This window comes from Longimycelium tulufanense (assembly GCF_014645795.1).
GTDB classification, from domain to species: Bacteria; Actinomycetota; Actinomycetes; order Mycobacteriales; family Pseudonocardiaceae; genus Longimycelium; species Longimycelium tulufanense.
The window spans coordinates 180,976-201,678 of the sequence record NZ_BMMK01000007.1; the positions used below are offsets into that span (position 1 = coordinate 180,976).

At 69.9% G+C, this 20,703-nt stretch carries 17 protein-coding genes; 10 read left to right on the forward strand and 7 right to left on the reverse strand.

Annotated elements, in window-relative coordinates; genetic code table 11:
* Positions 1-97 precede the first annotated feature (97 nt).
* From IEY55_RS10170 to IEY55_RS10185, 4 genes are all read left to right on the forward strand, one after another.
* Positions 98-877 (forward strand): IclR family transcriptional regulator, encoded by a 780-nt coding sequence (locus tag IEY55_RS10170; protein ID WP_189056390.1) that lies wholly within the window; start codon positions 98-100, stop codon positions 875-877.
* A gap of 125 nt (positions 878-1,002) precedes the next feature.
* On the forward strand, positions 1,003-2,022 hold the full coding sequence (locus IEY55_RS10175; protein ID WP_189056391.1) for an ABC transporter substrate-binding protein: 1,020 nt from the start codon (positions 1,003-1,005) through the stop codon (positions 2,020-2,022).
* Positions 2,023-2,393: 371 nt separating this feature from the next.
* Entirely contained in the window at positions 2,394-3,716 is a 1,323-nt protein-coding gene (locus tag IEY55_RS10180) for an NfeD family protein (protein WP_229686234.1), read from the forward strand.
* Positions 3,713-4,501 carry a slipin family protein gene (locus IEY55_RS10185; protein ID WP_189056393.1) on the forward strand — a complete coding sequence of 263 codons (789 nt, stop codon included), beginning with the start codon at positions 3,713-3,715 and terminating at the stop codon, positions 4,499-4,501. Before IEY55_RS10180 ends, IEY55_RS10185 begins: the two co-directional genes overlap by 4 nt.
* A gap of 205 nt (positions 4,502-4,706) precedes the next feature.
* On the opposite strand, the gene IEY55_RS10190 is transcribed toward IEY55_RS10185, so the two are convergent.
* Positions 4,707-6,416: a glycerol-3-phosphate dehydrogenase/oxidase gene (locus IEY55_RS10190; protein ID WP_189056395.1), complete on the reverse strand. Its 1,710-nt coding sequence runs from the start codon at positions 6,414-6,416 to the stop codon at positions 4,707-4,709.
* A 201-nt stretch (positions 6,417-6,617) separates the two neighbouring features.
* Here IEY55_RS10190 and IEY55_RS10195 point away from each other — a divergent pair, with 201 nt between their 5' ends.
* Positions 6,618-7,565, forward strand: coding sequence for a sugar-binding transcriptional regulator (locus IEY55_RS10195; protein ID WP_189056397.1), 948 nt, complete (start codon positions 6,618-6,620; stop codon positions 7,563-7,565).
* 403 nt (positions 7,566-7,968) lie between these two features.
* On the opposite strand, the gene IEY55_RS10200 is transcribed toward IEY55_RS10195, so the two are convergent.
* Positions 7,969-8,208 (reverse strand): hypothetical protein, encoded by a 240-nt coding sequence (locus IEY55_RS10200; protein WP_189056399.1) that lies wholly within the window; start codon positions 8,206-8,208, stop codon positions 7,969-7,971.
* 326 nt (positions 8,209-8,534) lie between these two features.
* Here IEY55_RS10200 and IEY55_RS10205 point away from each other — a divergent pair, with 326 nt between their 5' ends.
* Positions 8,535-11,441 (forward strand): ATP-binding protein, encoded by a 2,907-nt coding sequence (locus tag IEY55_RS10205; protein WP_189056401.1) that lies wholly within the window; start codon positions 8,535-8,537, stop codon positions 11,439-11,441.
* 317 nt (positions 11,442-11,758) lie between these two features.
* Entirely contained in the window at positions 11,759-12,514 is a 756-nt protein-coding gene (locus IEY55_RS10210) for a hypothetical protein (protein WP_189056402.1), read from the forward strand.
* A 219-nt stretch (positions 12,515-12,733) separates the two neighbouring features.
* On the opposite strand, the gene IEY55_RS10215 is transcribed toward IEY55_RS10210, so the two are convergent.
* Positions 12,734-13,906 (reverse strand): lactate 2-monooxygenase, encoded by a 1,173-nt coding sequence (locus tag IEY55_RS10215; RefSeq protein ID WP_189056404.1) that lies wholly within the window; start codon positions 13,904-13,906, stop codon positions 12,734-12,736.
* Positions 13,907-13,984: 78 nt separating this feature from the next.
* Positions 13,985-15,637, reverse strand: coding sequence for an FAD-binding dehydrogenase (locus IEY55_RS10220; RefSeq protein ID WP_189056406.1), 1,653 nt, complete (start codon positions 15,635-15,637; stop codon positions 13,985-13,987).
* Between the two features lie 305 nt (positions 15,638-15,942).
* Here IEY55_RS10220 and IEY55_RS10225 point away from each other — a divergent pair, with 305 nt between their 5' ends.
* Positions 15,943-16,554: a TetR/AcrR family transcriptional regulator gene (locus IEY55_RS10225; protein ID WP_189056408.1), complete on the forward strand. Its 612-nt coding sequence runs from the start codon at positions 15,943-15,945 to the stop codon at positions 16,552-16,554.
* A 105-nt stretch (positions 16,555-16,659) separates the two neighbouring features.
* Positions 16,660-17,997: an NAD(P)/FAD-dependent oxidoreductase gene (locus tag IEY55_RS10230; RefSeq protein ID WP_189056410.1), complete on the forward strand. Its 1,338-nt coding sequence runs from the start codon at positions 16,660-16,662 to the stop codon at positions 17,995-17,997.
* Positions 17,998-18,003: 6 nt separating this feature from the next.
* Here the strand turns inward: IEY55_RS10230 and IEY55_RS10235 are convergent, their stop codons facing one another.
* A complete protein-coding gene (locus IEY55_RS10235) occupies positions 18,004-18,414 on the reverse strand; it encodes a DUF397 domain-containing protein (RefSeq protein ID WP_189056412.1) in 411 nt (136 codons plus the stop codon).
* On the reverse strand, positions 18,411-19,304 hold the full coding sequence (locus tag IEY55_RS10240; RefSeq protein ID WP_308424742.1) for a helix-turn-helix domain-containing protein: 894 nt from the start codon (positions 19,302-19,304) through the stop codon (positions 18,411-18,413). The genes IEY55_RS10235 and IEY55_RS10240 overlap by 4 nt, the downstream gene beginning before the upstream one ends.
* Before the next feature lie 111 nt (positions 19,305-19,415).
* On the opposite strand from IEY55_RS10240, the gene IEY55_RS10245 reads away from it, so the two are divergent.
* A complete protein-coding gene (locus IEY55_RS10245) occupies positions 19,416-19,733 on the forward strand; it encodes a hypothetical protein (RefSeq protein WP_189056414.1) in 318 nt (105 codons plus the stop codon).
* On the opposite strand, the gene IEY55_RS10250 is transcribed toward IEY55_RS10245, so the two are convergent.
* Positions 19,734-20,699 carry a VWA domain-containing protein gene (locus IEY55_RS10250; RefSeq protein ID WP_189056448.1) on the reverse strand — a complete coding sequence of 322 codons (966 nt, stop codon included), beginning with the start codon at positions 20,697-20,699 and terminating at the stop codon, positions 19,734-19,736.
* Positions 20,700-20,703: the final 4 nt, after the last annotated feature.

Below are 20,703 nucleotides of genomic sequence, written 5' to 3' on the forward strand. Positions count from 1 at the left end.
CTGGCGAGCCTCGCGTGGGGTAGGTGTAGCGCACGCCACGTCGGCGCGCACTCCCTAGAATCCGCGCGAAGGTTCGCCCTGGCGAGAGGAGACGGCCGTGGCGCCGCAGAAGACGGAGCGCGGCTCGGGCGGCGGCGTGCAGTCGCTGGAGCGTGCCTTCGCGCTGCTCGAGCAGCTGGCGGACGCCGGCGGCGAGGCCGGCCTCTCCGAGTTGGCCGCCTCCTCGGGGCTGCCGTTGCCCACCATCCACCGGCTGGTGCGCACCCTGGTCGCGTTGGGCTACGTCCGGCAGGACTCCTCCCGCCGCTACGCGCTGGGCCCGCGGCTGATCCGGCTCGGCGAGATGGCCAGCCGCCAGTTCGGCTCCTGGGCCCGCCCGCTGCTCGCCGAGCTGGTCCAGCAGGTCGGCGAGACCGCGAACCTGGCCATCCTGGACGGTGACGAGATCGTCTACGTCGCCCAGGCCCCGTCGCGGCACTCGATGCGGATGTTCACCGAGGTCGGTCGGCGCGTGCTGCCGCACGGCACCGGGGTGGGCAAGGCGGTGTTGTCCCGTCTGCCCCGCGAGGAGGTGGCGGCGATCCTGGACCGCACCGGGATGCCCGCCTACACCCCGCACACCATCACCGACCGGGACAAGCTGCTTCGCCAGCTCGCCCAGGTCGCGCGCCAGGGGTACGCGACGGACGAGGGCGAGCAGGAGATCGGCGTGCGGTGCGTCGCCGTGCCGCTGACCGGCGGGCCGGCCCGGGCGGCCATCTCGGTCTCCGGCCCCGAGGGCCGGCTCACCAAGGCAACGGTCGACCGCATCGTCCCCCTGATGCGCCGCACCGCCGAGCAGCTGAGCCAGCAGCTGTCCAACGCCGCCTCCGCCTGAGCCGGCGCGCAACCGCCGTACCGCGACGGACCCCACCGTGACGACAGTGGTTAGGCGAGACTAACCTCAAGTGGATCTCCTTGCTGAGGTGCGTTGTCGTCGTTAGAGATGGGGGTAGGACGCCGATGCCACAGATCCACTTCGCTCCGTTCTCCCGCCGCAGCCTGCTCGCCGCGGCCGGTGCCTTGGGGCTTGGTGCCCTCGTCGCGGGCTGTACCGGTCGTGGCGGTCCGGGGCGAGAGCGTGGGGACGGCTGGTCGTTCACCGACGACCGGAACACGAGGGTGACCGCGGATGGCCGGCCGACGCGCGTGGTCGCCTACATCGGTGCGGCCGCCGCGTTGCACGACTTCGGGGTCACCGACCAGATCGTCGGTGTGTTCGGGCCGACCAGAGGTAAGGACGGCGGCCCGGACCCGCAGGCCGGTGATCTGGACGTCAACCGGGTGACGGTTCTCGGGAACACCTACGGCGAGTTCAATCTGGAGAAATACGCGGCGCTCCAGCCCGATCTGCTGGTGACGAACATGTTCCAGCCCGGAGTTCTCTGGTATGTACCGGATGCCAGCAAGGACAAGGTTCTCGAGTTCGCGCCCAGTCTCGCCATCACCGCGACGCGGGTCTTTCTGCCCGAACCCGTCCGCCGCTACGCCGAGCTGGCCGAGGCCCTCGGGGCCGACCTGAAGTCGGAGAAGGTCACCGCGGCCAAGGCTCGGTTCGACAGTGCCGGCGAGGCGCTGCGCACCGCGGTCAAGGAGAGGGCCGGGATCAAGGTGATGGCTGCCTCCGCCCGGACCGACATGTTCTATGTCTCCGATCCCAAGGTCTATGCGGACCTGAGCTACTTTCGGGATCTCGGCGTGGAGTTCGTCGGACCGGAGAAGGCGGAGGCTGATGGCTTCTGGGAGCCCGTCAGTTGGGAGAACGCCCACAAGTACGCGGCGGACGTGATCCTGCTCGACAGCCGGACGGGGTCGTTGAAACCCGAGGACATGGCGTCGATGCCCACCTGGTCACAGCTTCCCGCCGCACGCGCGGGGCAGGTGACGCCGTGGCAGAGCGAGCCGCGGTTCTCCTACCAGGGCGCGGCAACCGCCCTGGGGTCGCTGACGAAGGCCATCCGCGGCGCCGAGAAGGTGGCCTGAGCCAAGCACCGTGCCGGGTCGGCTGCGCCGTCGCGGCCGACCTGCTCCACGGCACCGCCGGTCGTCAGGAGCCGGATCTGGTTGGTGGGACGAGGCACAACCGCCGCCGGCTTCCCACCGAACAGCGTATTACTGAGCGCGTTCACCCCGAAGATCCGCGCTCTTCGCCCCCTCGCGTCCACCGCGAGTCGAGATACCCGATCTTCACCTATGTGAGTGATATGAGGAACCGGTGCCGCACGTCCGGCGCCGCAGCCGCGACGGCTCCGTCCGGCGGCCGGACCGGGCGGATAGTTGGTCCCGCAACATCGGGCCCACGGGTTTACGCTAAGTGATGAGGGGCACGTCGCCGCAGCGAGGAGCCCGGAGTCATGGCCCTGTGCCGACGGATGCGACGGATGCTGTTGCTCCTGGGCCTGCTGGCCCTGGGGTTGGCCGGCCTGGTCACCACCGCCGCACCGGCGCCAGCCCAGCAGCAGAGCATCCTCACGACCCGGGTGGACGGTGCGATCACGCCGGTCACCGCCGAGCACGCCGTCGACGCCCTGGAGGCCGCCCGGTCCGGCGGGCACCAGGCGCTGCTGGTCGAGATGGACACCCCGGGCGGGCTGGACACCTCGATGCGGGACATCATCAAGAACTTCCTCGGCGCCCGGGTCCCGGTGATCGTGTACGTGACCCCGTCCGGGGGTCGTGCCGCCTCTGCCGGCGCGTTGATCACGTTCTCCGCGCACATCGCGGCGATGGCCCCGGGAACCACCATCGGGGCGGCCACGCCGGTGGACCCGCAGGGTGGGGAAATCAGCGACAAGATCCTCAATGACGCGGCGTCGTACGCCCGATCGGTGGCCGAGCAACGGGGCCGGAACGCCGACTTCGCCGAGGAGACCGTCCGCAAGGGACGGTCGGTGCCGGCCGACGAGGCCAAGGAACTCAACGCGGTCGACCTGGTGGTGCCGGACCGAGGTGCGTTGCTGTCCGCAGTGGATGGCCGCACGGTGTCGTTGGCTGGTGGGGGCGAGGTCACGTTGCAGACCAAGGGTGCGCCGGTCGTCGAGTTCGAGATGGGCGCCTTCGCCAAGTTGCGGCAGCTGTTGGCCGATCCGAACCTGGCCTTCCTGTTCATGTCGATCGCGATGCTGGCAATCCTCTACGAACTGGCCAACCCGGGCATCGGGCTCGGCGGGATCGTCGGCGTCGTGCTGCTGATGCTGGGTCTGGTCGCGTTGAGCGTGCTCCCGGTCAACCTCGCCGGGGTGGCGCTGCTGCTGCTCGCCGCCGCGTTGTTCGTCACCGAGCTGTTCACCCCCGGTGTCGGGGTGTTTGCCGTGGGCGGGGTGATCGCGTTGCTTCTGGCCGGGCTCTTCCTGTTCGACGGGCCGTTCGCGGTGGACCCGGCGGTGCTGTGGCCGGTGGTCATCATCGTCGGCGCCGGGGCGTTGATCGCCGGACGGCTGGCGCTGCGGGCGCGGTTGTCCAAGCCGGTCAGCGGGATCGAGGGCCTGATTGGGCAGGAGACCGTGGTGCAGGACGTCTCGGCGGACACCGGCCGGGCGCAGGTCGAGGGCGCGTGGTGGACCGTGCGCGGCCGGCACGGCGGGCTGCAGGTTGGCCAGCACGTCCGGGTCGTCGCGGTCCAGGGGCTCACCCTGCTCGTCGAGCCCCTCCCGCCAGGACAGGAGGAGGAGCAATGAACCCCACCGTCACCCTGATCGTGAGCTTGGCCGTGCTCCTGATGCTGTTCTGGGCGTCGGTCCGGGTCGTGCCGGAGTACGAGCGTGGCGTGATCTTCCGGCTGGGCCGGGTGATCGCGGCCAAGGGGCCGGGGCTGTTCTTCATCATCCCGATCGTCGACCGGATGGTCCGGGTGTCCCTGCGCACGGTCACGATGGATATTCCGCCGCAGGACGTCATCACCCGGGACAACGTCACGGTCAAGGTCAACGCCGTCACCTACTTCAACGTTGTCGACCCGGTGCGCTCGGTCATCGCGATCGAGGACCACGTGGTGGGCACCTCGCAGATCGCGCAAACCACACTGCGCAGCATTCTCGGTCGGGCGCAGCTGGACGAGCTGCTGGTGAACCGGGAGGAAATCAACCAGCAACTGCAGCAGATCATCGACGATGCCACCAACCCGTGGGGCGTCAAGGTCAGCCACGTCGAGGTCAAGCACGTGGAGCTGCCGGACGCGATGCGGCGGGCCATGGCCCGGCAGGCGGAAGCCGAGCGGGAACGTCGCGCCAAGGTCATCCACGCCAAGGGCGAGCAGGAGGCGGCCGAGACGCTCTCCCAGGCCGCGGTCGTCCTGGAACGGCACCCCGCCGCGCTGCAGCTGCGGGTGTTGTCCACCATGACCGAGATCGCCGCCGAGCGGACGTCGACGCTCATCTTCCCATTGCCCATGGAGCTGCTGCGGCTCGCCGACACGTTGCAACAACGCCTCGAACGAAGCGCTCCGCGCCCGGAGGCAAGCTAGCCCAGCTTCTCGGATCAGCACGCGTTCACGCTCGACCGACGGCACCCAGCGGCCGGACAAAGAGTTCGGAACACGTTCTGTTGTCGTGGACCAAAGCCGCCACCGTCGGGTTTGGTCGTGTTCTGCACCCACTGTCATCGCTGCCTTCGAACACCTCGCCGGCCCGTTGCCGACGAGGTGTTCGAAGGTGGGTTGGCGCACGCGGTCACGGCACCGGGAGCAGCTCCGCGGCGCTGCGTCGAACCCGGTCGGCAGTGGTGTCATCGGGCTGTTCCTGGGAACGTAGTTCGGCCTCCACCCGTGCGGTGTAGGCCGCGACCTCCTCGCGGATCCGGTCGTCGGTCCAACCGAGTGCCCGGCCGGCGAGTTCGGCCGCGGGCGTGGCCGCGGCGCGGCCACGATCGCGTTCCTCGATGGAGATGTGGGTGCGTCGGGTGAGGATGTCGTCGAGGTGGCGGGCGTCCTCATGGGTTGCCGCGTACACGATCTCGGCGCGCAGGTAGCCGGGGCCGCCGGGCAGCGGCTCGGCGAGGGCCGGGTCGGTGGCGATCAGTTCGCGCAGTTCGGGCAGCAGGTCCCCGTAGCGCCCGAGCAGCCGCTCGACAGTCTCTTCCGTCGTTCCCAGCTCATCGGCCAGTTCCCGTACCCGCCTGCGCAGTGCGGGATAGCCCTCGGCGCCGGCCAGCGGCACCCGGTCGGTGATCGAGGGCGGCACCTCACCGAGTTCCCGGGCGGCCTCGTCCACCGCGTCCGCGGCCATCACGCGATAGGTGGTGTATTTGCCGCCCGCCACGGTGACCAGTCCCGGCACCGGATGCGTGACGCTGTGGTCGCGGGACAGCTTCGCGGTCGTGCTCGACTTCCCGGCCAGCAACGGTCGCAGGCCGGCATAGACGCCGATGATGTCGTCCCGGGTCAATGGACGTCGCAGGAGCCGGTTGGCTTGGCCGAGGAGGTAGTCGATGTCGGTGGCGGTGGCGGCCGGATGCGCCTTGTTCAGATCCCAGTCGGTGTCGGTACTGCCGATCAGCCAGTACCGGTCGTGTGGGACGACGAAAAGCACGCTCTTCTCGGTTCGGGTGATCAGCCCGCTCTCCGCATCCAGCCGGTCCCTGGGCACGACGATGTGGATGCCCTTGGAGGCACGGACATGGATACTGTCGTGGCCGCCGGCCAACGCATCGATATCGCCGGACCACACGCCGGTGGCGTTGATGACGACGCGCGCCGAAATCGTGTACTGCGCGCCGGTTTCCAGGTCTTCCACCCTGGCCCCGGTGACCCGCCGTCCGTCCCGCAGGAGCTCGACGGCTCGGGTGCGGTTGGCAGCCAACGCGCCGTAGCCGACCGCGGTGCGCACGATCGTCATGGTGTGCCGGGCGTCGTCGACCTGGGCCTCCCAGAACTGGACGCCACCGACCAGCACGTCCGGTCGCAGGTCCGGGAACTGCGCCAGCGCGCCGCGTCGGCTGTAGTGGCGGTGACGCGGCAGCCCGCGAGGATTGCGGCGGGACAGGCCCATCGTGTCGTAGAGGGTCAGCCCGGCCCCGACATAGGGGCGTTCCCAGACGTGGTGGGTCAGGGGGTAGAGGAACGGCACCGGCCGGACCAGGTGCGGGGCGATCTTCTGCAGCAGCAGGGCACGGTCGAGTAGGGCCTCCCGGACCAGCTTGAAGTCGAACATCTCCAGGTAGCGCAGGCCACCGTGGATGAGCTTGGTGGACCGGCTGGAGGTGCCGCTGGCCCAGTCCCGGGCCTCCACGATGCCCACCCGCAGGCCACGGGTGGCCGCGTCCAGCGCGGTCCCGGCCCCAACCACTCCACCGCCGATCACGAGCACGTCGAGTGGTTCGTCCTCCGACATCGCGCGCAGGGCTTCGGCGCGAGCCTGGGGGGACAGTGTGGCCGCCTTCATCTCGGCTCACCCCTCGCTTTCCGGTGCTTTCGGTTACTCGTCGACCGTGCGCCTGCTCTGAACTATCGGTCAATCTCTCTGCACGAACGTGCAGACATCACTGCTCCCGAACGTGCCGAGCGGACGCTGGGACGCGCGGGGGTGCACGATCGTGCAGATCTGGTGCGACAATCGGTCGGGACGACGGTGCGGGAGGCCAGGATGGCGGAGAACAGGCTGGAAGACGCCGTGCGCGCCGTACGGATGCACTACCTGCAGGACATGACCATGGAGGCCATCGCGCGGGAGATGGGCGTCTCCCGGTCGACGGTGTCCAGGTTGATCAGTTTTGCACGGGAGTCCGGGCTGATCGAGTTCCGGCTGCACCTGCCGGACGAACACGTGCCCAACATCGAGCAACGCATCGGCACACAGTTCGGGATCACCGCACACGTTGTTCCGGTGCCGGACACCGTCAGCGAACTGGAACGGCTGGAACGCACCGCCATGGTCGCCGCCCGAGTGTTGAACAACCTGTTCGGTTCGGACATGGTGCTCGCCGTGGCCTGGGGAAACACCGTCGAGGCGATCAGCCGTCGCCTGGTACCCAAGACCACGCACAACTCCCAGATCGTCCAACTCAACGGGGCAGGCAGCACCGAGGCGACCGGGATCAGCTACGCCAGCGAGATCCTCTCCCGGTTCGGCAAGGCGTACGGTGCGCGGATCGAGCAGTTCCTGGTCCCCGCGTTCTTCGACTACGCCGACACCAAACGCGCGCTGTGGAGGGAGCGCTCGGTGCGTCGCATCCTCGATCTGCAGCGCCGCGCCGACGTCGCGTTGTTCAGCATCGGCAGCTCCACGGGCGACGTGCCCAGCCACGTCTACCGTGCGGGGTACCTGAACAAGGCCGAACTGCGAACGCTGAAACAGCAGGACGTGGCCGGAGACATCGCCACGGTGTTCTTCCGCCGGGACGGCTCCTCGACGGGGATCGAGCTGAACGAGCGGGCCAGCGGGCCGAACCTGTCCACGCTGAAACGGCTACGCCGCCGGCTGTGCGTAGCCGCGGGCAACCACAAACTGCCCGGCCTCCGCGCAGCGCTCGAGGGCGGACTCATCACCGACCTGGTCATCGATGACGGCACCGCCCGCCGACTCCTCACTTGACGGACGCGGGTAGGGGTCAGGACAGCCCGGACGCTGAGCTCACATCTGGAAGACGCCGGCTCCGTGATCGGACACGACTATGCTGCCATCCTTACCCGATGGCCCGGACAGGTCCGTGACGAGGAGGGAGACGTGCCCTACTTCGTGCCGGAATACCAGGTGGTCGAGGACTGTCTCCAACGGCGGGCGCAGTACCGCCAGGAGCACCTCGAGCTGGCTCGACGGGCCCAGCGAGCGGGGCGACTTGGTCCTCGCCGGAGCGTTCGCCGACCCCACCGACCGGGCACAGCGGCTGGTAGGTATCCCTGGTGACCGACGCGAGTGGACAGCACACGGCAACCGCCCGGAGGTCATCTCGGTATCGGTGCCGGCTGGCGCCCCCGGTCGGCCCAAGGCAGTGGGTTCAACGCCAGTGCACCGACCTGCGCGGGTCACGGTGGCGGTGCCACAGCCCGGCCCCCAACGTCAGGGCCAGGGCGAGGGTGAACACCAGCAGGATCGGGAACGCTGGCTCGCCCCGCTGCCAGGCGACGACGCAGTACCCCACGAAGAAGCCCAGGACGAGCAGGCCCGCCACGACCTCGGCGCGGAACAACCTCCGATTCGGGCCCTCCTGCCAGTGCAGCCCGGTATTCCAAGCCATGGCCGCTCTCCTTCCGCCGCCCGCACTGTCCAACCCCCGGTGTACCCCTTGTCGAGCTTGATCACCGCACGACCGGGGTCCTGGCGTGCGGAACCGCCGGGGCCGCCTGGTGGATCCGCCGGCACGACCGGGCAATCACCACAGGATTATGAAATTTCTTCGGGTTCAACCACGGGGTTCTCAACCAGTGGTAAGCGAGCGCCGGGATGTCACCGCCCACTGTTTCAATGCGCCTGTCATCGAAATATGGGCCGATCAGCCGGCTACGGCCTACTGTGGGAGGTCGACGATTCGGCCCTCCACCGGGGCGGAGCTTGCTCGGCCGGATGGTTTCCGTCGCCGCTGTAGGAGCCGACCAAGCTGTTGGAGAGCGAGGCACGATCGACCGGCAGGCGTACCGCGGTCCCGACCCCGTCGCCCTCGTGGACCGCGCCGAGGAACTCGAGCGGCTGTGCGAGCTGGTCGAGCGGGTGGCGTCCGGCCGTGGCGGGGCCGGTGTCATCGAGGCCGAGCCCGGGCTGGGCAAGACCGCGCTGCTGGGCGCCGTGATCGCCAGCGCCCGCGACCGCGAGCTGCGGGTGTTGCACAGTCAGGCCGAGGAGCTGGAGCAGCGCCTGCCGTTCGGGGCCATCGCGACCGCGCTCGGCCTCGGCCTGGGTTCCCCGGACCCCCGGCTCGCCGAGATCGAGCGGCTGCTCCGCGGCGGCCCCGGCAACCGGCACAGCGGAACCACCGACGCGCAGTACGGCCTGGTCGAGGCCGTACTGGACCTGGTGGACGACTGGTGCGCGGAGGGCCCGCTGGTGCTGGCCGTGGACGACCTGCAGTGGGCGGACCGGCTGAGCCTGCTGATCCTGCACCGGCTGGGCCGGCTGGTGGAGCAGCTCCCGCTGCTGCTGCTCGGCGCCTGCCGGACCGTGCCGCGCAGCCCGGACCTGGACCAGTTCCGGCGCGGCATGCAGGCCCACTCCGCCACCTGGCTGCGCCTGCCACCGCTGGGCGAGCCGGCCACCATCGAGCTCATCGCCAGGCTCGTCGGCCACCCACCGGGCCCCGAGCTCGCCGGCCTGGTGGCGCGGACCGCGGGCGGCAACCCGCTCTACATCACCGAGCTGGTCGACGCGCTGGCCCGGGACGGCCGGATCGAGCCGCGCCAAGGGCAGGTCGAGGCCACCGTCACGGAGGTGCCGCCCTCCCTGGGCGAGGCCATCCTGCACCGGCTGAGCTTCCTGCCCCGCCCCACCTTCGACGTGCTGCGGATGGCGTCCCTGCTCGGCTCGACCTTCGACAGCGCCGACCTGGCCACCGTGCTGGACCGCCCGCCGACGACGCTGGTGGAGCCACTGCAGGAGGCCATCGCCGCAGGCGTGCTCACCACCTCCGGCAAGCACCTGGTGTTCCGGCACGACCTCATCCGGCACGCGCTCTACGACGACGTCCCGGCGTCGTTGCGGGCCGCGCTGCACATGCAGGCGGGGCAGGCGCTGGCCGGGTCGGGCGCACCGGTGGAACGGGTGGCCGAGCACCTGCTGCAGGGCACCGCCTCCCCCGGCGAGGCGATCGTCGGCTGGCTGGAGACTGAGGGGGACCGGCTCATCGCGCGGGCGCCGGCGCTGGCGGTGGAGCTGCTGCGCCGGGTGCTGAACCTGTTCGGCGCGGGCGAGGAGCGGGCGGCGGCGCTGCGGGTCAAGCTGTGCACCGCGTTGCTGTCCAGCGGTCAGCTCAAGGCGGCCGAGCAGGAGGCACGCGACACCCTGCCCACCGTCACCGATCCGCGCTTGGAGGCGGAACTGCGGTGGGTCCTGGTACGTGCTGCCTTCGAGGGGGGCTCCCCGGAGGCACTACACGAGGTGGAGCTCGCGCTCGCCTCCGGCCGCCTCGGCCCGGTGGAGGCGGCCCGGCTGCAGGCCTACGGCGCGATCACGATGTACACCGTCGGCCGGACCGAGGACGCGGAGGCGATGGCCTACCGGGCCCAGGAGACGGCCCGGGCGTACGGGGATGAGCCGGGTATCCCGGAGACCCTGCTGAGCGTGGGCACCATCCGCTACCTGGCCGGGCACTATGACGAGGCGATCGAGCTGCTGGCCGAGTGCCGGCGGCGGGCCAGCCCCGAGCACACCGAACCGGAACAGTTGCTGATGCTGCACATCGTGCTCGGCTTCGCCCTGCGGGACAGCGACCGGCTGGCCGAGGCCGACGAGGCGTTCGAGGCGGGAATGCGTATCGCCCCCGGGATCGGCGGCACCTACCTGTCCAACTACCACGTCGGCAAGGCGGTCGCCCGGTACCTTCTCGGTGGTTGGGACGACGCGGTGGCCGAGCTGGAGGCCGCCCGGCAGACCCTCGACCTGTTCGGCGTCACCCGGGCGGGGATCAACGGGCTGCAGGCATTGATCGCCGTGCACCGGGGTGATCTCGCGATGTTGTCGCGCTGCCTGCGGGAAGCGGAGGCGGCGCCGCTGACCGGCACCGGTGGCCGGCTCTACGAGTACTGGCTGGTGTGGGCCAGGGGGCTGGCCCTGGAGGCGGAGGGGCACCCCGAGCAGGCGCTCGACCAGCTGTTCGATGCCTGGCACCAGGGGGTGGCCGGCGTGCCCCAGGCACGGCTACACCACGTCAGCCCGGATGTGGCACGGCTGGCCGCGGCACTGGGCGACCGGGACCGGCTGCGCATCGTCGCCGAGGCCCTGGACGACCACCCGACCGGGCAACGCACGCCCAGCATCCTCGGCTCCGGCGAGCTGGCCCGGGGCCTGCTCGAGGAGAGCCCGGACCGGCTGCTGGCCGCGGCCGGCCACTTCCGCCGCGCCAACCGCCCGCTCTACCAGGCCCTCGCCTACGAGCACGCGGCGGTGCTGCTGGCCCGGGCCGGCGACACCGCGCGGGCGCGGGACGCGGCGAGCAACGCACTGGACCGATACACCCAGCTCGACGCGGCGTGGGACCTGGCCCGCGCCGAGGCCCGGCTCCGCGACGCCGGCCTGCGGCACGGGATCCGCGCGCCCCGGCGTCGGCCGAAGACGGGGTGGGCGGCGCTCACCGACACCGAGCGCAAGGTGGCCCGCTACGTCACCGAGGGGCTGTCCAACCCGGCCATCGCCAACCGGATGTACCTGTCCCGGCGCACGGTCCAGTCCCACGTCTCCAGCATCCTGGGCAAGCTGGGGCTGTCCTCCCGCGTCGAGCTCGCGGCCACCGTCTCCCGGCTGCAGGCGGCCGCCCACGACTGAGCGTGGTGATGTCACCACCCGTATCTCCGCCACCTGACGGATGTCTTTACTCCAAGTGCGGGGCAGCCTCGTTACTGACCGACGAATCCGACACCGCTCCCCCACTAACCGGGACCCACCCCGGACGGAGTGACAGAGATGTACATCGACTCGACGCCCCAGCCCTGCCACCGCTGCGTACGGCCCACGGTCCTCGCCACGTACTCGTGGGGCCGGCAGTGGGTGCACGTCGGGAGCTGGCGCAAGGAGTGCGAGGCGCCTCTGTCCGACCCGCGGGACCTGCTCCCCTCCCCCGTTCACGCCAGCAGGGACCCGCGATGACTCCCCCGCTGTCCGCCCACGGCCCCGTCGCACTGCAGGAGCGTCGCCCCACCCCGATGGGCCGCACCTGGACGAACGAGGCCACCCCCACCCCCGACGGGGCCTCCCCCGCCATGGACGGGCCGTGGGCGGACTACCTCGCGGCCGCGAGCCGGGCCGACACCGTGCTCTCCGCCGCGGCCCGCGGGGTCGCCGACGTCCTGCCCGACTCCGAGGGGGACCGGCTGCGCGCCGTGCTGCCCCGGCTGGCCGACGCCACCGATGACCCGGATTCCGGACCCGGGCACCGCACCGCACCGGGGTCCGCCGAGAGCGGCCGACTGCTGGCCTGGTGCCTGCGGCAGCTGCCCACCGCCGTCACCCGGGACTGGTGGGACGCCGTGGTCGAGGCGGTGGAGACGGCACGCTCGCTGCTGACCGGCACCCCGGTGCACACCTGCCTGGTCAGCGACGCCTACCAGTACCTGCAGGGGCTGCGGCACCAGGCCGTGGTCGGCGCGCCGGCGTGGCTGGCCACCGAGGCGGTCATCCGCGCCCTGGACGCCGGCACCTGCCCCGATGGCTGCCAGGCCCAGCCGCACGCCAACGCCTCCGCCTACCTGTGTGCCCGGGCCGTTCCGGACCCACTGGCCCTGCTGTCCGGCCTGCTCGACTTCCACCTGCTCATCACCGGGCGCAAGCCGGAGGCGGCGCCGGGACACGCCGAGCCGCGCATCCCGGCGGCCCGCGGCACACCCGTCCCCTCCCCCTAGCCAACCGCTGCCGGCCCGGCTCTCCCCTCGTTGGGAGCGCGCCCACCTCCCTCCCCCTGCGCCAAGAGGTATCGGGCCGGCGCGGTGGAAATGGGCCCCGGAGCGACTGTTTTGGCCCCCCGGTCGCTCCGGGGCCCTGCTATGTCCCGTGTGGGGATCTTCCGGCCGGTGCCCCCGGCCTCCACGGCACGGGGCGGAAAATCTTGCCGTCCTGCCCCATCACGCTCGGGGCGCCCTAATGAGAGCGTCGGGGCCCAGTTCGGTGGGGGTGCGGTATCCGGCGAGTCCGAGGGTCTGGTCGAGGTCGGCGAGGATGGATCGCAGGACGTGTCGTACCCCGGCTTCGCCGCCGAGGGCGAGCCCGTAGACGTAGGGGCGTCCCAGCAGCACCGCGCGGGCGCCCAAGGCCAACGCCTTGATGACGTCGGCTCCGGTGCGCACGCCGGAGTCGAACAACACCTCCAGCTTGTCCCCGACCGCGTCGACGATGGAGGGCAGGGCGTCCAACGACCCGATGACCCCGTCGACTTGGCGGCCGCCGTGATTGGAGACCACGATGCCGTCCATGCCGGCCTCGACGGCGCGGCGGGCGTCGTCGACATGCTGGATGCCCTTGAGCACGATGGGGCCGTCCCAGTGTTGACGGAGGAAGGGAAGCTCATCCCAGCCACGGCAGGTGCGGCTGATCATGGGGATCCAGCGCAGCGACGCCCCGACAGGGTCCTCCTCCGGTGACCGGTCCAACATCGTGCGGAAGACGGGGTCGGAGAAGGCGACGGCGGTGCCGATTCCGCGGATGAACGGCAGGTAGGCCTGGTCGAGGTCGGATGGCCGCCAAGCCAGGGTCCAGGTGTCCAGGGTGACCACCAGGGTGGTGAATCCGGCGTCCCGGGCGCGGCGCAGGATGCTGACGCAGACCGCGTCGTCGTCGGGCCAGTACAGCTGAAACCAGCGTGGTCCGTCGCCGCCGGCGGCGGCCACGTCCTCGATGGAATATGAGGACGCCGTGGACATCACCATGGTGATGCCGAGGCTCGCCGCCGCGCGGGCGGCGGCGGGTTCCCCGTGGGGGTGGGCGATGGAGTTGACCCCGATCGGTGCCAGCAGGATCGGGGCCGGCATGGTCTGGCCGAGGACGGTCGTAGTGAGGTCCCGCGTGGTGGCGCCGGTCAGCATGCGGGGCACGATCCGCCAGTGGTCGAAGGCTTCCCGGTTGGCCCGCATGGTCGCGCCGGTGGAGGCGCCACCGGCGATGTAGCCGAACGGGCCGGGCTCCAGGTGGCTGCGTGCCGCGTCTTCCAGAGCCTCGAGATTACAGGTGATCTCGGGAGTGTGCCCCTGGAGTCCCTGCGCGTAGATTTCGTGCTGGTAGGCAGCGAAGGATGCTTGCATGAGATGTCCTTTTCAGTGGTACGGATGCTGGGAAGGGCTGGCCGCGCGAGGACGCGGCCGTGCGGCCACCCCGGTCCGTCAGGCAAGCGCACGCGCGAGCGCGCGGCCGGCGGTGCGGCCGGAGAAGATGCACCCGCCGAGGAAGGTTCCTTCCAAAGCGTTGTGGCCGTGGACGCCGCCGCCACCGAACCCGGCGACCTCGCCCGCGGCGTAGAGGCCGTCGAAGGTGCTGCCGTCGGGGCGGATGACCTGGGAGTCCAGGTTGGTCTCCAGGCCACCCAGGGTCTTGCGGGTCAGCGGCCGCAGCCGTACCGCGATCAGTGGGCCGTGTCGCGGGTCGAGCAGCCGGTGTGGCTTGACGACCCGGACCAGGCGGTCACTGTAGAAACGCCGCGCCATCTGGATGGCGGCAATCTGCAGGTCCTTGCCGTAGCTGTTGCCCAGCTCGCGGTCGTGGGCCAGCACCTCCCGCGCGACCCGCTCGTAGCTCAGCAGGGGCTCTGCGGTGACGGCGTTCATCCCGTCCACCAACTCCCGCAGGGTGCTGCGGACCACGAAGTCCTCCCCATGGCGCAAAAACGCCGCGATCGGACCGGGAGCCCCCTTGCGGATGCGGCCGAGCGCCGCAGTACGGCTCTTGCTGGTGATATCCGGGTTCTGTTCGGAGCCGGAGAGCGCGAACTCCTTCTCGACGATCGTCTGGTCCAGCACGAACCACGTGTGGTCGTAGCCGGTGTCACGGATGTACTTGAAGGTGGCCATGTTGTCGAAACCTGGGAAGTACGGTGCGGGCAGCCGTTGTCCGGTCGCGTCCAGCCACAACGAGGAGGGGCCGGGGAGGATCCGGATGGCGTGGTTCGGCCAGATCGGGTTCCAGTTGGCAACACCTTCGGTGTAGTGCCACATCCGGTCCCGGTTGACGATGTTGGCGCCCGCGGTCTCGGCGATCTCCAGCATCCGCCCGTCGACGTGCGCGGGCACACCGGTCAGCATGTTCCGGGGTGGTGTGCCGAGCCAGCTGGGCCAGTTTTTCCTGACGAGCTCCTGGTTTCCGCCGATGCCGCCGGAGGTGACCAGAACCGCCTGCGCGTGCAACTCGAAGGTCCCCACCGGGGTACGCGAGGACCGCACACCTCGCGGGGCCGTCGACGGCTCCAGCACGGTCCCACACACCCCGTGGACGGCTCCGTCGGTCACCAGCAACTCGTCCACCTGATGCCGGTACCGGAACGAGACCAGACCGGCCCGGGCCGCCTCCAGGACACGGTCGCGGAACACCTCCAGCACACCGGGTCCGGTTCCCCAGGCCATGTGGAAGCGCGGCACCGAGTTGCCATGCCCTGCCGCGGTGCCACTCCCGCGCTCGGCCCATCCCACCGTGGGCACGATCCGCACCCCGAGGTGGTGCAGATACGCCCACTTCTCCCCCGCGGCGAACTCGACATAGCGCTGCGCCCACTGCCGCGGCCAGTGATCCTCCCGCTCACGATCGAAGCCGGCGGAACTGAACCAGTCCTGCAGCGCCAGCTCGTAGGAGTCCCTGATCCCCAGCCGTCGCTGCGCCGGGCTGTTCACGAAGAACAGCCCACCCAGTGACCAGAACGCCTGCCCACCCAGGTTGTTCTCGTTCTCCTGCTCCACGACGAGCACCGACCGACCGGCCCGCACCAGCTCATAGGTGGCCACCAGGCCGGCCAGGCCCGCACCCACCACGATGACATCGGCATCCATAGCCTTGGTCCACTCCCTCCCAGGCTGACCTACAACCCGTATTCAGAGCCCGTAGCGGCGGGCGGTCAACCGCTCCACGACGCCTCGGGACAGCAGGGACTCCAACGAATACGTCTCCGTATCGGATACGTGAGTGTATGCCCTCTCTTCGGGCGGAGGCCAATGGCCCATGTCACACCGAGAACGGTCAAGCCGCACCTTAGCGATCGCGAACCGCCTTCCACCTGCATCGATACGACTGGGTATCGGATACACTCACGTGGAATCCATGCTCCAGAACAGCGTGCTCAACCGGGGAGACGACGATGCCGAAGGGTCCGACGAAGCGGCGTCCAGAGACGCTGGCCAGGCTGCTCGACGCGGCCCTGGACGTGTTCGCCGAACGCAGCTTCTACGGCGCGTCCATCGAGGAGATCTGCGACCGCGCCGGCTACACACGGGGCGCGTTCTACTCGAACTTCACGAGCAAGGAAGAACTGTTCCTGGCCCTGTTCGACCGGCACAGCAAGCAAACCCTGGACGATCTGACCGAGGCACTGGTCCGTGCCACGAACGCCACGGATCCGGGCAAGGCACTGACGGAGTGGGCCAGCGTGCGCGACCCCGACGAACGCCGGTGGTACCTGGTGTCCACCGAGTTCTCCCTGTACGCCGCACGCAACCCGGAGACGGCAGCCCGACTCGCCGAGCACGAGGCACAGGTGCGCGACAGGATCGTGCGGATACTCGAGCTGCTGTTCGAACACATCGGCGCGAAACCACCGGTGGACCTGGTCATGGTGGCACGGCTGGCCACGGCGATCCGCGAGGGCGGGATCCTGCAGTCCCTCGTGGAACCGGACGAGCTGCCCGTCGGCGAGCTGGAGCGGCAGTTCCTGCCGCTGTTCGTGCGAGCCGTCACTGCCGGGATCCGGTGAACCGGACGTCTGCGTGCTGCCCGGCCTGGCCGGGCACGCTTTGCACCCGGCCGGCCGCGGGTAGTCCCACAGGGGGCAGCGGACAGTCGAGCCGGGGGTCACATCATGGGCACCACGATCAACCGGGTACCGCAACGTCGTCGTCCGCGGGTTCTCGTCCTCGGCGTGGGCTTCGCCGGCTACCACTGCCTGCGGGAGCTCGAGCGCCGGCTGCCGGCTGACGCCGCCGAGCTGGTGGCGGTGAACCCGGCGGACTACATGCTGTACGTCCCGCTCCTACCCGAGGTGTCGGCCGGGGTGCTGGACCCACGCCGGGTGGCGGTCCCGTTGCGTAACACCCTCCAGCGAACCCGCCTGCTGCTCGGGGAGGCCCGCGACATCGACACCCGGGACCGCACCTGCACGATGGTCGACGCCGACGGCCAGCCGCATCAGCTCGGTTGGGACCGCCTCGTCGTGACCTGCGGCGCCGTGACACGCCTGCTGTCCGTACCCGGGGTGGCCGAGCACGCCAAGGGCTTCAAGTCGATCGCGGAGAGCATCTACCTGCGTGACCACGTGCTGCGCCAGCTCGAGCTCGCGGCGATGACCGACGACCCCGCCGAGCGTGCCGCCCGCATGACCTTCGTCGCGGTGGGCGCCGGGTACACCGGCACCGAGGTGGTGGCGCAGGGTGAGCTGCTCACCCGCGAGGCGCTACAGCACCACCCGGAACTGCGTCATGACGAGGTGCGGTGGGTGCTGGTCGACGTGGCGCCCCGGGTGCTGCCCAACCTGGACGAGCGGTTGTCGGGCCCGGCGTTGAAGGTGCTGCGCGAGCGTGGCGTGGACGTCCGGCTGGAGACCACCGTGACCGAGGTGACGGCGACCCACGTCCGGCTCAGCGACGGCAGCGACATCCCGGCCAGGACCACGGTGTGGTGCGTCGGCGTGCGCCCGGACCCGCTGGTCGACGCGCTCGGGCTGCCCACCCGCAAGGGGCGGGTGGAAGTCGATCGCAGGCTCGCGGTGCCGGGGCGGGCGGACATCTTCGCGGCCGGTGACGCGGCGGCGGTGCCCGATCCCGCCAAGCCGGACGAGCCCACCCCGATGACGGCGCAGCACGCGCAGCGTCAGGGGCGACTGGCCGGCCGGAACGTGGCCGCCTCGCTCGGGCACGGTGTGTCGGGCCGGTACCGGTACCGCGAGCGCGGGTTCGTCGTCGACCTCGGGGGTGGCCAAGCCGTCGCCAATCCGTTTCACGTGCCGATCTCGGGCAGGTTGGCGTGGGTGGTGGCACGCGGGTATCACCTGCTCGCGCTGCCGTCCGGGCGGGCCCGGGTGGCCGCCGACTGGCTGCTCGGAGGCGTGGGCCGGCGGCCCCTGGTGCAGTTCGGCCTGGTGCCCGAGCGCGGCGTGACGCTGAGCGAGACGGACAGGTTGCCCCAGGTCGAGGCACGCTGAACGGGATCAGAGATCGAGCCGGCCGGCCTTCACGCTCCGGATGAGGGAGGTGAAGGCGGAGGGGTTGATCAGGAGGACTGGGCCTCCCGGGTTCTTGCTGTCGCGGAGGGCAGTGAAGCACTCGACGGCACCGACCTCGACGCACTCGCCGTTCTGGCCACTGGACTGACTCGACTTCCGCCAGCCATGATCAGGCGAGTACCCGACCTCGACACATGCGGCATTGCCAGCACTGCGGCTCGACTTCCGCCAGCCGACCCCGGCCAAGTGGGCCACCTCGACGCACTGACCGTTCTGGCCGCTGGACCGGCTCGACTTCCGCCAACCAGGCCGACGTAAGTACCCCACCTCGACGCACTCACCCTGGGACCCGCTGCGGGTGGACTTCCGCCACTTTGCCCGACCTGAAGCCCTCATCCGTCCTCCATCTCGTCAGCGCACGCAGCTACCAGCCCCACCGACTCGGCAGGGCTCAACGCGGTACGGCGGAGGCTATCCGTGGCCTCAACGAACGGCGCAACATCGTCGGGATCATCCAGGAACAACCCACAACTCCGATGTTCGAGGTACACGATCGGTCGTGCCTTCGGAAACTCCAGCAAGACATGGCCGCCATCGAGACCCGTGTGCGCCCCGCACCCGAAGGGAACCACCTGAATCGTGACGTTCGGTAGCCGCGAGACGGTGATGATGTGACGTAACTGCGCAACCATGACCTTGCGACCGCCTACAGGTCGACGCAGCACCGCTTCATCGATGATCACCCGGAACTCCGGAGGCTCCTCCTGAGCGAGGACGGTCTGCCGGCCTCGCCGGATGGTCACCAGTGGCTCGACTTCGTTGGCCGGCACCCCTGCAGCGCTCAAGATCGCACGACTGTAGTCCGGGGTCTGAAGCAATCCCGAGATCCGCAGAACGGCGAGGTGCTCGATGCGCACGGCATCCCGTTCAAACTCGATCAACGCAGTGAGCTGTGTAGGGAGCCCGGGATGGCCGACCTCCCACCAACGCGGTTCGTCGGCCTTCTGAGCGAGCACCAGCAATCGGTCACGTGTGTCGCCATCGACGCGAAGGGCTTCCAGGATGGCGGCGATCTCGGCCTCGGTGATCTCGCGAAGGCCGGTCTCGATACGGCTGATCGTCGCCTCTGACAGTCCGACCCGAACCCCGACTTCCTTCATGCTCAGCCCAGTCGCCCGCCGGAGCTCCCGAAGCTCCGCTCCCAGCCCGCGTGCACGTGCGCTGCCTGTCATAGCGATCACCCTAGGCCGCCCGTAAGAGCGGCACTCGTTCCCCAAAAGTGGCATTGCCGATCTTGCTGCAAGGTAGCAGCCTTGCAGCAAGTTCAGGGCTTGCTGCAAGTCCTCCGAAGACCTCGGAAATCGGTCTCAGATCCTTCAGCTCCGTGAAAGGCAGCCATGTACCGCCATGACTGGCATCGTCTGGAGTTCTTCCGGGTGGTGCGGGGACGTCGTCAGCTCGTCACTCACCAAGACGTCAACGACCACGGCTTCTACCTGTGGCGCAAGCGCGGCCAACCGCTCGCCGACGTGGCCGGGCCCTACGCCCGCGAGGTGGCCACCGAGTTCCTCGTCCTCCGCCCGCATCTGCACGACTCCGGCAACCCGCGCTGGCGCATCGTCCTGTGGCGGCTCGACGATGATCGCAACGCCGTCATCCGCGTCTGCGAGGTCGAGCTCACCCTCCGACCAACGCCCGCCGAGGCGCCCGTATGACTACGGAATCCGGCCTCCGGTCAGCAACGCCGCACCCACCGCGACGATGGCGCTCAACGTCCCCAGCACAACCCAGGGCCGGCTCGCGTCAATCTGCTTGTTCTCGTACCCGATCTGCTCCCCCAGGGTGTCGTACACCCTGTGCAGCTGCTCGGCGCTGGCCGCCTTGTGGAACTCCCCGCCCGAGATCTCCGCGATCTCCCGCATCGCGTCGTCGTCAACCGGCACCGGCACGCGCTTCCCCTCGATGTCCACCACGCCGCCCGACGTCCCGAACGAGATCGTCGAGATCGGGATCCGTGCCTTGGCGGCATCCCGCGCCGCCGCCGAGGCGGTCGTGGTGCCGGTCATCTCCTTGCCGTCCGTCATCAGCACGATGCGGGCCGGTGGCGGGCCCTCCGCCCCGGCAAGGACTTTCCCGAACTGCTCGATGGTGTTCAGGCACGCGACAATCGCGTCACCGGTCGCTGTCGACTCGGCCAACCGCAACCCGTCGATCGCCTGCCGGACACCTTCGCGATCCGTCGTGGGCGACACCAACACCGTTGCGGTACCGGCGAAAGTCACCAGTCCGAGATTCACCCCGGGCGTCAGGTCGTCCACAAAGGACCGTGCCGCGACCTGGGCGGCCTCCAGGCGGGTGGGCTGTACGTCGGTGGCCTTCATCGACAGCGACACGTCGATGGCCAGCATCACCACCGCCCGGTTGCGCGGCACGCGCTCGGTCGTGGTCGGCCCGGCCAGCGACACCGTCAACAACAACAGCGCCACGCCCAACAACGCCGCCGGGAGGTGCCGGTACCAGCCCTGCCTCCGTGGCGCCACCTTCTCCAGCAGCTCCAGGTTGGTGAACCGCATGACGTTGCGCCGGCGCCGCACCTGCGCCCACACGTACCCACCCGCAAGCACACCGAGCACCAACAGCAGGGCGAACCACCACGGGGCGGTGAAACCGCCCAGGGCCAGGCCC

What these genes read in the sequence shown, in the direction of transcription:
- IEY55_RS10200 (WP_189056399.1), bottom strand. Translation starts at nt 8,208, where the DNA reads ATGGCTTGGAATACCGGGCTGCACTGGCAGGAGGGCCCGAATCGGAGG.
- IEY55_RS10195 (WP_189056397.1), top strand. Translation starts at nt 6,618, where the DNA reads ATGGCGGAGAACAGGCTGGAAGACGCCGTGCGCGCCGTACGGATGCAC.
- IEY55_RS10225 (WP_189056408.1), top strand. Translation starts at nt 15,943, where the DNA reads ATGCCGAAGGGTCCGACGAAGCGGCGTCCAGAGACGCTGGCCAGGCTG.
- IEY55_RS10245 (WP_189056414.1), top strand. Translation starts at nt 19,416, where the DNA reads ATGTACCGCCATGACTGGCATCGTCTGGAGTTCTTCCGGGTGGTGCGG.
- IEY55_RS10185 (WP_189056393.1), top strand. Translation starts at nt 3,713, where the DNA reads ATGAACCCCACCGTCACCCTGATCGTGAGCTTGGCCGTGCTCCTGATG.
- IEY55_RS10190 (WP_189056395.1), bottom strand. Translation starts at nt 6,416, where the DNA reads ATGAAGGCGGCCACACTGTCCCCCCAGGCTCGCGCCGAAGCCCTGCGC.
- IEY55_RS10240 (WP_308424742.1), bottom strand. Translation starts at nt 19,304, where the DNA reads ATGCCACTTTTGGGGAACGAGTGCCGCTCTTACGGGCGGCCTAGGGTG.
- IEY55_RS10175 (WP_189056391.1), top strand. Translation starts at nt 1,003, where the DNA reads ATGCCACAGATCCACTTCGCTCCGTTCTCCCGCCGCAGCCTGCTCGCC.
- IEY55_RS10220 (WP_189056406.1), bottom strand. Translation starts at nt 15,637, where the DNA reads ATGGATGCCGATGTCATCGTGGTGGGTGCGGGCCTGGCCGGCCTGGTG.
- IEY55_RS10210 (WP_189056402.1), top strand. Translation starts at nt 11,759, where the DNA reads ATGACTCCCCCGCTGTCCGCCCACGGCCCCGTCGCACTGCAGGAGCGT.
- IEY55_RS10230 (WP_189056410.1), top strand. Translation starts at nt 16,660, where the DNA reads ATGGGCACCACGATCAACCGGGTACCGCAACGTCGTCGTCCGCGGGTT.
- IEY55_RS10215 (WP_189056404.1), bottom strand. Translation starts at nt 13,906, where the DNA reads ATGCAAGCATCCTTCGCTGCCTACCAGCACGAAATCTACGCGCAGGGA.
- IEY55_RS10235 (WP_189056412.1), bottom strand. Translation starts at nt 18,414, where the DNA reads ATGAGGGCTTCAGGTCGGGCAAAGTGGCGGAAGTCCACCCGCAGCGGG.
- IEY55_RS10205 (WP_189056401.1), top strand. Translation starts at nt 8,535, where the DNA reads ATGGTTTCCGTCGCCGCTGTAGGAGCCGACCAAGCTGTTGGAGAGCGA.
- IEY55_RS10180 (WP_229686234.1), top strand. Translation starts at nt 2,394, where the DNA reads ATGGCCCTGTGCCGACGGATGCGACGGATGCTGTTGCTCCTGGGCCTG.